The 10,398-nt window shown below is 69.4% G+C and carries 9 protein-coding genes; 4 read left to right on the top strand and 5 right to left on the bottom strand.

What is annotated here, in order from left to right:
* Positions 1–28 precede the first annotated feature (28 nt).
* Entirely contained in the window at positions 29–1,288 is a 1,260-nt protein-coding gene (locus UUA_RS01595) for an efflux RND transporter periplasmic adaptor subunit (protein WP_039953399.1), read from the bottom strand.
* 197 nt (positions 1,289–1,485) lie between these two features.
* Between UUA_RS01595 and UUA_RS01590 the strand changes: the two genes are divergently transcribed.
* From UUA_RS01590 to UUA_RS01580, 3 genes are all read left to right on the top strand, one after another.
* Entirely contained in the window at positions 1,486–2,172 is a 687-nt protein-coding gene (locus tag UUA_RS01590; RefSeq protein WP_008433686.1) for a fumarylacetoacetate hydrolase family protein, read from the top strand.
* An 88-nt stretch (positions 2,173–2,260) separates the two neighbouring features.
* Complete coding sequence (gene mscL, locus UUA_RS01585; RefSeq protein WP_008433684.1) at positions 2,261–2,671, top strand: large-conductance mechanosensitive channel protein MscL; 411 nt, start codon at positions 2,261–2,263, stop codon at positions 2,669–2,671.
* Between the two features lie 176 nt (positions 2,672–2,847).
* Positions 2,848–4,281, top strand: a complete 1,434-nt coding sequence (locus tag UUA_RS01580) for a M20/M25/M40 family metallo-hydrolase (RefSeq protein ID WP_008433682.1) — start codon at positions 2,848–2,850, stop codon at positions 4,279–4,281.
* A gap of 164 nt (positions 4,282–4,445) precedes the next feature.
* Here the strand turns inward: UUA_RS01580 and UUA_RS01575 are convergent, their stop codons facing one another.
* The 4 genes from UUA_RS01575 to UUA_RS01560 form a co-directional block, all read right to left on the bottom strand.
* Positions 4,446–4,829, bottom strand: coding sequence for a hypothetical protein (locus tag UUA_RS01575; RefSeq protein WP_008433681.1), 384 nt, complete (start codon positions 4,827–4,829; stop codon positions 4,446–4,448).
* 61 nt (positions 4,830–4,890) lie between these two features.
* On the bottom strand, positions 4,891–7,983 hold the full coding sequence (locus UUA_RS01570; RefSeq protein WP_008433679.1) for an efflux RND transporter permease subunit: 3,093 nt from the start codon (positions 7,981–7,983) through the stop codon (positions 4,891–4,893).
* Entirely contained in the window at positions 7,980–9,098 is a 1,119-nt protein-coding gene (locus UUA_RS01565; RefSeq protein WP_039953400.1) for an efflux RND transporter periplasmic adaptor subunit, read from the bottom strand. Before UUA_RS01565 ends, UUA_RS01570 begins: the two co-directional genes overlap by 4 nt.
* A gap of 200 nt (positions 9,099–9,298) precedes the next feature.
* Positions 9,299–9,754 carry a MarR family winged helix-turn-helix transcriptional regulator gene (locus UUA_RS01560; RefSeq protein WP_008433675.1) on the bottom strand — a complete coding sequence of 152 codons (456 nt, stop codon included), beginning with the start codon at positions 9,752–9,754 and terminating at the stop codon, positions 9,299–9,301.
* A gap of 62 nt (positions 9,755–9,816) precedes the next feature.
* Here UUA_RS01560 and UUA_RS01555 point away from each other — a divergent pair, with 62 nt between their 5' ends.
* The gene (locus UUA_RS01555) at positions 9,817–10,338 is read left to right on the top strand and encodes an O-acetyl-ADP-ribose deacetylase (protein ID WP_008433673.1); all 522 of its coding nucleotides are present in this window, start codon (positions 9,817–9,819) and stop codon (positions 10,336–10,338) included.
* The last annotated feature ends 60 nt before the right edge of the window (positions 10,339–10,398 follow it).

Here is a 10,398-nt window from a genome sequence, read left to right as displayed (position 1 = left end):
AGCGGGCTCCTACACGTAATGAAAGGAACTACGGTTTCCTGATCTGGACGTCCGAACCGTCGTGCAGTTCGGCCGGCGGCGACACCACCACGCTGTCACCCGGCTTCACCGCAGCCGGCAGCAGGCGCAGTTCGCCGTAGGTCTGCGCGGCGGGGATCACCGCGCGTTGGCGCGCCTGCTGGCCGTCGAGCACGAATACCACGCTGCGGCCGTCGCGCCGCACGATCGCCGTGGCCGGCACCAGCACGCCCTGCGGCAAGCTGGCCGCCGCCTTCGGCTGCTCCTCCAGGAACGACACGCGCACGCCCATGTCCGGCACCACGCGCGCGTCTTTCTTCTCCAGCGCCACGCGCACCTTGATGGTGGCCTTGCCGCGGTCGGCGGTCGGCACGATGGCGACCACGTGGGCAGGGATCCTCCAGTCCGGGTAGGCGTCGAGTACCGCCTCGGCCGGCATGCCCGGCTTGATCCGGCCGATGTATGCCTCGTTGACGTCGACGTCGATCTCCAGCGAGTCCATGTCGACGATGGTGCCCACGCCGGTGCGGGTGAAGCCGCCGCCGGCGGACAGTGGCGAGATGATCTCGCCGACCTGCGCGTCCTTGGTGGTGACCACTCCGTCGAATGGCGCGCGCACCACGCAGTAGTCGAAGTTGACCCGAGCTACCGCGGCCTGGGCGTCGGCGGCCACCACCTGCTTCTGTTGTGCGGCGAGCTGGGCGCGCGTGCTGTCGGCCAGGGTGCGCGCCTGTTCGGCGGCCTGTTTCGGCACCAGCCCCTGCGCCGCCAGCTCGCGCTGGCGCGCGGCGTCGCGCTCGTTCTGCGCCAGTTGCGTCTGGTACTGCGCTACCAGCGCGTGGGCGGCGGCGGCCTGGGCCCGGGCGGCATCCAGCGCGGCGCGCCACGCATGGTCGTCCAGCCGCGCCAGCACCTGGCCCTTGCGCACGTGGTCGCCTTCCTCGATCAGCACCGCGGTGAGCGTGCCGGTGATCTGCGCCGACACCGTGGCCCGCCGCCGCGCGGTGACGTAGCCGGTCGCCTGCAGCACCGCGCCCGCCTCGCCGCCGGCACTGGGCGCCACCGCCGTGGCGGTCTGCACGGAGACCGCATGCTGGCCGAAGAACAGCCGCGCGACGCCGCCGAGCAGCAACAGCAGCACCACCACGGCGCCGCCGATCCACAGCCAGCGCCCCGGGTTGCGCCCGTGGTCCTCGCGCTGGTGGCGCTCGATGCGCAGTTCCTTCAACAGTTCAGCGTTGTCCACATCCACTCCCGCACAAACGGCCATGTCCTGATAGTGAGGTGCAGCATGAACGACATGCCGGCATGCTGCCAGAGCCTGGCATCAACCATCGACGGTGACAGCTGTCATCCGCGTTCCACCGTCACCCCGTACATGACGAACGGAAACGCGCAGGATCGACACGCCGCGGCAGCCTCCATTCGATGCCCTTGCCCCGGCCGCGGTTTGCTACGCTTGCGAACATGAACTACGCCATCGTCCCGCCCGCCATCCCCAGCCTGCCGATCACCGGTTCCGACCAGCGCTTCCCGGTCCGCCGGGTGTTCTGCATCGGCCGCAACTACGCCGAACACGCGCGCGAAATGGGCGCCACGGTGGACAAGGCCACACCGATGTTTTTCTGCAAGCCGGCCGACGCGGTAGTCAGCGACGGCGCCGACATACCCTATCCGCAAGCCACCGCCGACCTGCACCACGAAGTGGAGATGGTGGTGGCGCTGGGTGCCGGCGGCCGCGACCTTGCCCCCGACGCAGCCGCCGCGCTGGTCTGGGGTTACGGCGTGGGGCTGGACCTGACCCGCCGCGACCTGCAGGCGCAGGCCAAGGCGAAGGGCCATCCGTGGGACGTGGCCAAGGGCTTCGACCACTCCGCCCCGGTCTCCGCGCTGCGCCCGGCCGGCGAGGCGACGGTGGACGCGCAGACCGTGCTGCGGCTCAGCGTGAACGGCGCACGGCGCCAGCAGGCCACGCTGGGCGAGATGGTGCACGACGTGCCGCACATTCTGGCCGCGCTGTCCACGCTGTTCGAGCTGAAGCCCGGCGACCTGGTGTTCACCGGCACCCCGGCCGGCGTGGCCGCATTGCAGCGCGGCGACCGCTTCCACGCCGAGCTGGTCGGTGTGACGGAACTGGAAGGACGCATCGTCTGACGCTTCCACGCCGCCTTCATCTGGGCGCGCCTAGGTTGGCGCGCTAAAGTCGCACCGCCATCCGGCCCAACTCGAGGGGAGACGCAGCATGAGCATGATCAGCGAATTCAAGGCCTTTGCCATGCGTGGCAACGTCATCGACCTGGCGGTCGGCGTGGTCATCGGTGGCGCGTTCGGCAAGATCGTCACCTCCCTGGTCGACCAAATCATCATGCCGCCGATCGGCTGGCTCACCGGCGGCATCGACTTCTCCGCCTTGAAGTGGGTGCTCAAGCCCGGCGACGACATCGACCCGAAGCACAAGATCGCCGAGGTGGCGATCCAGTACGGCGCGTTCATCAACACGCTGATCCAGTTCATCATCATCGCGTTCGCGATCTTCATGATGGTCAAGGCGATCAACAAGCTCAGCCGCAAGCAGGAAGAGGCACCCGCCGCGCCGCCGGCCGACGTGGCCCTGCTGACCGAGATCCGCGATCTGCTGAAGAACCGGCCATAGCGAACAAGGCCATGGCTGCGTAGGGCGGGCACCGCCCGCCGGCTCTTTGGCACAGCCGAGCGAGAGCGGCGGGCACTGCCCGCCCTACGAAGCGGCTCCTCGCCACCCATGACTTCTGGCCTAAGCGGCCACCGGCAACCACGCCATAATCGGGGTTTACCCAGCGGAGTTCCCCGATGCGCCGTCTTCCCCTCACCCTGCTCGCCGCCGGCCTGCTGGCCAGCGGCATCGCCAGCGCCGCCACCACCACGATTCCTGCCGCAGCCGTAAAGACGGCCGAACAACTGCGCGACCAGGCGCTGCACGACGACACCGCGTACAAGGTCACCGCGTCGCTGACCACCGAGGTCGGCGCGCGCCTGCCCGGCAGCGCGGCCGACCGCCGCGCGGTCGACTGGGCCGTGGCGAAGTTCAAGGAGCTGGGCTACGACAAGGTCTACACCGAGCCGGTGAGCTATCCGCAGTGGGTGCGCCGCAGCGAGCACGCCGCGATCGTGGCGCCGTTCCCGCAACCGCTGACGCTGACCGCGCTGGGCTATTCGCCCGCCACACCGAAGGGCGGGCTGAGCGCCGAGGTGGTGCGGTTCGACAGCCTCGACGCGCTGAAGGCGGCCGACCCGGCCGCCGTCAAAGGCAGGATCGTCTACGTCGACTTCCGCATGGAGCGTGCGAAGGACGGCCACGGCTACGGCATGGGCTCGGCGGTGCGTGTGGCCGGCCCGGTGCTCGCCGCGGAGAAGGGCGCCGCCGGCTACCTCTTGCGCTCGGCCGGCACCGACGCACACGAGCGCGCGCCGCACACCGGCGTCGCCGGCTTCCGCGACCCGACCAAGGCGATCCCCGCCGCCGCGCTGGCCAACCCTGACGCCGACCAGCTCACCCGCGTGCTGGCCTACGGCAAGCCGGTCACGCTGAAACTCGACCTCGACTGCGGCGTGGTCGGCGAGTACACCGGCGCCAACGTGATCGGCGAGATCACCGGTCGCAAGCACCCGAACCAGGTCGTCGCCATCGGCGGCCACCTCGACTCGTGGGACCTGGGCACCGGCGCCATCGACGACGCGGCTGGCGTGGCGATCGCGATGGCCGCCGGCAAACTGATCCGCGAGCTGCCGCAGCGCCCCGACCGCACCATCCGGGTGATCGCCTTCGCCAACGAGGAGATGGGCCTGTGGGGCGGTCGCGCCTATGCCGACAAGCACGCCAAGGACGTGGCGAAGTTCCAGCTCGGCACCGAGTCGGACTTCGGCGCCGGCCCGATCTGGCGCATGAGCGCCAGCGTGAAGCCCGAGGCGCGCGACGCCATCGGCCAGATCGCCAGGGTGCTGGAACCGGTCGGCGTGGCCTACGACGCCAGCAAGCCCGGCGGCGGTGGCTCGGACCTGTCGCAGATGCACGCCAAGGGCATGGCCGCGCTGTCGCTGACCCAGGACGGCACGCGCTACTTCGACTGGCACCATACCCCGAACGACACGCTGGACAAGATCGACCCCGCCGAGTTGGCGCAGAACGTGGCGGTCTACGCCGCGTTCTCGTACATGGCCGCCCAGGCCAACGGCGACTTCGGTTCCGCGCCGGGCGCGTTCGCCAAGGACGGCGCCGGCGAGTGAGCTCTGGAGCGAGGAACGAGTGAGAGCAGAGCGGCGGGCAGTGCCCGCCCTACAAGGACAGGCTCCGTAGGGCGGGCACTGCCCGCCGCTCTTGCGACACGAGCGGACAAAGGTGAAGAACGAGGGTGGCTCCTACTCGTTTCCCACTCCTCTCCACTCACTCCTCATTTCGCGTAGTACAGCCCCGACGCCACCAGCGGTTTGGGCACGCAGAACGTCTTCGGCATCACGGTGATCGCGATCGGCACCAGCACTTCCTTCTCGACGCCGCCCACGCTGGCGCACGAGGCCTCTGGCGGCAGCTGGTAGTGGATGATGCGCACGGTGTACTGCGGGCAGACGTCCGCGCAGGGATGCTCGGCCACCACCGGCACGCCGTGGTAACGGCCGATCTCCACCGTGGTGTGCATCACGCTGGCCTTGTCCCATGGTCTGCCGGCCCACGCCTGCAGCGCAGCGGCGTCCATCGACGCGGGGGTGCCGGCATGGGCGCAGGCGGTCATGCCGGCAATGGCGAATACGATGGCGATCGTGCTCGGGCGACGCATGTCCGTTCCCTCGATGACGGAGCGGTCAGCCTAGTCGCGCGGGGCTGGATGTCGCAAGCTACTACGTCGCCCGCGCGGGCAGGCCCGCGCGCCGGAAGCGCCGCTGCAGCTGGTCCATCCACAGGTAGATCACCGGCGTCAGGTACAGCGTGAGCACCTGGGAGAACAGCAGGCCGCCAACCACCGCCAGGCCCAGCGAGCGACGCACCTCGGCGCCCGCGCCGATGCCCAGCGCGATCGGCAGGGTACCGGCCATCGCCGCCATGGTGGTCATCATGATCGGGCGGAAGCGCACGCGACAGGCGTCGGCGATCGCCTGCGCCGGCGACATGCCTTCTTCGCGCTGCCGTTCCAGCGCGAAGTCGATCAGCATGATCGCATTCTTCTTGACGATGCCGATCAGCATCACGATGCCGACGAAGGCGAACAGGTCCAGCGCGGCGTGGAAGATCAGCAGGGTCAGCAACGCGCCGACCGCCGCCGCCGGCAGCCCGGACAGGATGGTCAGCGGGTGGATGAAGCTCTCGTACAGAATGCCCAGCACCAGGTAGATCACGAACACCGCCAGCAGCAACAGCATGCCCATGCCCTGCAGGGATTGCTGGAACGCCTGCGCAGTGCCCTGCACGCTGCCGGTAATGGTGGCCGGCAAGCCCAGCTTGCCCATCGCGCCGTCGATGCTGGCCACCGCATCGCTGAGCGGCACGCCGGGCGCCAGATTGAACGACACCGTCACCGCCGGCAACTGGCCCTGGTGGTTCACCGTCAGCGCCTGCGGCTCGCGGACGAAACTGGCCACCGCGCTCAGCGGCACCAGGCTGCCGCGGTCCGAGGTGACGTACAGCTGCGACAGCACCGCCGGGTCGTCCTGCAGCCTGCGCTCGACCTGCAGGATCACCCAGTACTGGGTGGCCGAGCCGTAGATGGTGGAGACCTGGTTCTGGCCGAAGCCGATGCCCAGCGCGGTCTGCACCTGCGCCATGGTGAGCCCCAGCGGCGCGAGTTTGGCGCGGTCGACCTTGACCGTGATCGACGGGCTGTTGAGGTCGAGGTCGCTGGTGACGTCCTCGAAGCCCGGCAGCGCGGCGAACGCCCGGGTCACCTTGCCGCTCCACTCGTACAACTGGTCGAGGCTCACCGACTGCAGCGTGTACTGGTACTGCGCCTTGGACTGCCGCCCGCCGATCTGGATCGCCGGCGCGTTCTGGATGTAGCTGCGGATGCCCGCCACTGTCGCCAGCTTCGGCCGCAGCTGCTGGATGATCCCATCCACGTCGAGTTTGCGCTCGCCGGCCGGCTTCAGCATCAGCAGGATAGAGCCGTTGTTGATCGTGCTGCGCGGGCCGCCCGCGCCCACGGTGGACATGTAGCCGGCGATGTTCGGGTCCTTCGCCACAATCTCGGCCAGTCGCTGCTGGCGCGCCAGCATGCCGTCGAACGAAACATCCTGCGGTCCTTCAGTGTTGATCCGCAGCTGACCGGTGTCGCCGGCCGGGATGAAATCCTTCGGCACCACGTAGAACAGCAGCGCGGTGGCCAGCAGGCTCAGGCCGAAACCGGCCAGCACCAGCCGCGGGCGCTCCATGCACCAGCGCAGGCTGCTCGCGTAGCCGTGCTGCACGGCGCCGAAACCGCGGTCGAAGCCGGCGATCAGCCAGTTCTTCTGATCATGCTCGTGCGCCTTGACGAAGCGGCTGCACAGCATCGGCGTCAGCGTGATCGCGACGATGCCGGAGATCAGGATCGCCACGCTGATCACCACCGCGAACTCGTGGAACAACCGGCCCACGATGCCGCCCATGAACATCACCGGGATGAACACCGCGATCAGCGACAGCGTCATCGAGAAGATGGTGAAGCCGACCTCGCCGGAGCCCTTGAGCGAGGCCTCGTACGGCGGCAGGCCCGCTTCCATGTGGCGCACGATGTTCTCCAGCATCACGATCGCGTCGTCCACCACGAAGCCGACCGCCAGCGTCAGCGCCAGCAGCGAGAGGTTGTCCAGGCTGTAGCCCAGCGCGTACATCACGCCGAACGTACCCAGTACCGAGATCGGCAGCGCCACCGCCGGGATCAGCGTGGCAGACAGGTTGCCGAGGAACAGGTAGATCACGAACACCACCAGCGCGCCGGCCAGCAGCAGGGTGAACTGCACGTCGTCGACCGATGCGCGGATCGACTGCGAGCGGTCGTACAGCGTGTCCAGCGTGATCGACGGCGGCAGCCCGGCGCGGAAGGCCGGCAGCACCGCCTTGATCCGGTCCACCGTGGCCACCGTGTTCGCGCCGGGCTGGCGCTGGATCGCCAGCACGATCGCCTGCTTGCCGTTGTACGAGCTGCTGCGCTGGTCGTTCTGCACGCTGTCGCGCGCGCGGCCAATGTCGCCCACGTGCACCGGCGCGCCGTTGCGGTACGCCACCACCACGTCGTTGTAGGCCGCCGCACGCAGCAGCTGGCCGTCGCTGCGGATCGGCAGCTGCTGGCGCCTGCCGTACAGCGAGCCGGTGGACCGGTTGACGTTGGCGTCGGCGATCGCGCTCTGCACCTGGTCGATGCCGATGCCGGCCGCAGCCAGCCGGTCCGGGTCCACGCTGATGCGCACCGCGTACTTCTGCGAACCGTACACGTTTACCTGGGCCACGCCGTCGATCATCGACAGCTGCTGCGCCAGCTCGGTCTCGGCGTATTCGTCGACCTGGGTCAGCGGCAGCGTCGAGGAGCTCATCGCCAGGTACAGGATCGGCGCATCGGCCGGATTGACCTTGCGGAACGTGGGCGGCGTGGTCATCTCCTTCGGCAGCTGGCGCAGCGCCGCGGAAATCGCCGCCTGCACGTCCTGCGCCGCCGCATCGATGTTGCGGTCCAGCTCGAAGCTCAGCGTGATCGAGGTGGAACCCAGCGCACTGGTCGAGCTCATCGAGCTGATCCCGGCGATGGTCGAGAACTGGCCTTCCAGCGGCGTCGCCACCGCCGAGGCCATCGTCTCCGGCGAGGCGCCCGGCAAGCTGGCGCTGACGCTGATCGTCGGGAAGTCGACGTTCGGCAGTTCGTTCACCGGCAGCTGCGGGTAGGCCGCGATGCCGAACACCAGCAGCGCCGTCATCAGCAGCGTGGTCATCACCGGGCGACGGATGCAGAGCTCGGGAATGTTCATGGCAGAGCTTGCTTGACGCTGGCGGCGCTGCCGTCGATCAGCAGCATCTGGCCTTCGATCACCACCTGCTCGCCGGCCGTCAGGCCCTTGTCGATCACGCTGCGCCCGGCACTGATCGGGCCGGTGGTGACATAGCGCTGCTGCACCTTGCCGTCGGCACCGAGCACGAACACGAAACTGCCGCTGCTCGAGCTCTGCAGCGCCTGCACCGGCACGCTGACCACATCGGCCAGGCGCGTGGTGGGCAGACTCACCTGCACGAACTGGCCGGGAGTGAGCCGGTGTTCGGCGTTGTCGAAGCGCGCCTTCAGCACGATGGTGCCGGTGGTGGCGTCGACCGCGTTGTCGATGAACTCCAGCGTACCCGTGAGCGGTGCCGCGTGGTCGCCGGCGACAACCACCTGCACGCCGACCGCGCCATCGGCCAGCGCGGCGCGCACGGCGGGCAGGCTGTCCTCGGGGATGTTGAACGCCACGCGCACCGGCTCGACCTGGTTGAGCACCACGAGGTCGGTGTCGTCAGCGCTGATCTGCGCGCCCGGCCACACCAGCGGCGCGCCGGCGATGCCGTCGAACGGGGCGACGATGCGCGCGTAGTCGAGCTGGGTCTGCGCCAGTTCCTGCCCGGCCCGGTCGCTCTGCAGGGTGGCCCTGGCCACCGCCAGATTGGCCTGGTACAGGTCGTAGTCCGCCTTCGAGACGAAACCCCTGGCCAGCATGTCGGCGTAGCGCCGCTGGTCGGCCTGCGCCTTCTGCAACAGCGCCTGCCCGCGCGCCACGTTGCCGCGTGCCTGGTCCAGTTGCGCCTGCAGCAGGCGCGGGTCGAGCTGCACCAGCACGCTGCCCTTGCGCACGAAGGCGCCGGGCGTGAAAGACAGCGACTGCAGCTGGCCGGAGACCCGCGCGCGCAGGCTCACCGTCGACCACGCCTCGACCCGGCCGACCAGCTTCAGCGAAAGCTCGACGTCGCCGCGGGTGGCGACGGCCACCTCGACCGGCACCGCCGCGGGCGCCCTGGCGACCTTGCTGCGGTCGCCGCTGCCGCGCCCGAAATACAGGGCCAGGGCAACTGCCAGCAGGACGGTCAGCACGAGGACGATTTTTTTCCAGGACATGCGCGGGAGCTTCTCGATCATCGCGCCATGCGCGATGGCGGGTTTCTTGCGCGGCAAGGGCGCCGCGGGTGCCGGCGACTGTGCATCAGCTTGGTTACAACGTGTGCGGCGGCCACGGGTTGACCGCAACCGCCACCATGCCGCGGCTCGTGCCGCGGACGACCCCGACCAATGGTACTGGCCGCGGCCGCCGACACGCCTCAGGGCGTGTCACCGTCGCCCTGCTCCAGCGCCAGCAGGTTGTCCTTGATCCGGCCGATCACCGCCAACGCCTGCTGCAGCTCGTCGTGGTCGATGCCGCGGGTGGCGTCCTTGCGCAGCTCACGCGCGATCAGCTCCATGTCGCCCACGATCACCCGCGCCTGCTCGGTGACGTACAGGCGCCAGGCTCGGCGGTCCTTGGGGTCCGGCCGGCGCTCGACGAAGCCGGCCGCCTGCAGCCGGTCGATCACCCGGCCCACCGCGATCGGCTCCATTTCCAGAAATTCGGCCAGCTCGGTTTGCCGCAGGCCCTCGCGGTGGTACAACACCTTCGTGGCACGCCACTGCGCGCGGGTCAGTCCGAATTTCACCGCGCGCCGGTCGAAGTGCTTGCGGAACAGCAAGGTCACGTCGCTGAGCAGATAGCCGAAGGAAAGGTCTTCCGTTTTCGCCATGACCGGTTGCCGCCTCACCACGCCCGAGTGCCTGACCGAAGCATAAGATAAGCCGCCGCCGCATGCCCATCCAGATCATCCACGCCGACATCACCCGCCTGACGGTGGACGCCATCGTCAACGCGGCCAATCCCGGCCTGCTCGGCGGCGGCGGCGTGGACGGCGCGATCCACCGCGCCGCCGGCCCAGCCCTGCTGCAAGCCTGCCGCGCGCTGCCGGAGATCGCTCCCGGTGTGCGCTGCCCCACCGGCGAAGCGCGCATCACGCCCGGCTTCGCGCTGCCCGCACCCTGGGTGATCCACACCGTCGGGCCGGTCTGGCGTGGCGGCGACGACGGCGAAGCCGAACTGCTGGCGCGTTGCCACCGCAACGCGCTGCGCCTGCTGCGCGGGCAACAGCTGCGCACGATCGCGTTCCCGGCGATCAGCTGCGGCGTCTACGGCTACCCCGCCGCGCAGGCCGCCGCGGTGGCGGTGGGCGCCTTGCGCGACGCAATGGCGGCCGCGGACGATGACCTCGAGGTGACGCTGTGCTGCTTCAGCGACGCCATGCGCGCGGTGTTCCAGCGAGCCTTGTCGGCGTAGGGCGGGCACTGCCCGCCGGCTTTTCTCACCGGGCAGACACAGAGCGGCGGGCAGTGCCCG

This window comes from Rhodanobacter thiooxydans LCS2 (assembly GCF_000264375.1).
In the GTDB taxonomy this organism is placed as follows: domain Bacteria; phylum Pseudomonadota; class Gammaproteobacteria; order Xanthomonadales; family Rhodanobacteraceae; genus Rhodanobacter; species Rhodanobacter thiooxydans.
Note: the sequence above shows the minus strand (reverse complement) of the source record. Positions and strands in the feature narration are given on the sequence as shown.

Coding starts and splice junctions, on each gene's coding strand:
- mscL (WP_008433684.1), top strand. CDS start 2,261: ATGAGCATGATCAGCGAATTCAAGGCCTTTGCCATGCGTGGCAACGTC.
- UUA_RS01555 (WP_008433673.1), top strand. CDS start 9,817: ATGCCCATCCAGATCATCCACGCCGACATCACCCGCCTGACGGTGGAC.
- UUA_RS01595 (WP_039953399.1), bottom strand. CDS start 1,288: ATGGCCGTTTGTGCGGGAGTGGATGTGGACAACGCTGAACTGTTGAAG.
- UUA_RS01565 (WP_039953400.1), bottom strand. CDS start 9,098: ATGTCCTGGAAAAAAATCGTCCTCGTGCTGACCGTCCTGCTGGCAGTT.
- UUA_RS01580 (WP_008433682.1), top strand. CDS start 2,848: ATGCGCCGTCTTCCCCTCACCCTGCTCGCCGCCGGCCTGCTGGCCAGC.
- UUA_RS01575 (WP_008433681.1), bottom strand. CDS start 4,829: ATGCGTCGCCCGAGCACGATCGCCATCGTATTCGCCATTGCCGGCATG.
- UUA_RS01560 (WP_008433675.1), bottom strand. CDS start 9,754: ATGGCGAAAACGGAAGACCTTTCCTTCGGCTATCTGCTCAGCGACGTG.
- UUA_RS01570 (WP_008433679.1), bottom strand. CDS start 7,983: ATGAACATTCCCGAGCTCTGCATCCGTCGCCCGGTGATGACCACGCTG.
- UUA_RS01590 (WP_008433686.1), top strand. CDS start 1,486: ATGAACTACGCCATCGTCCCGCCCGCCATCCCCAGCCTGCCGATCACC.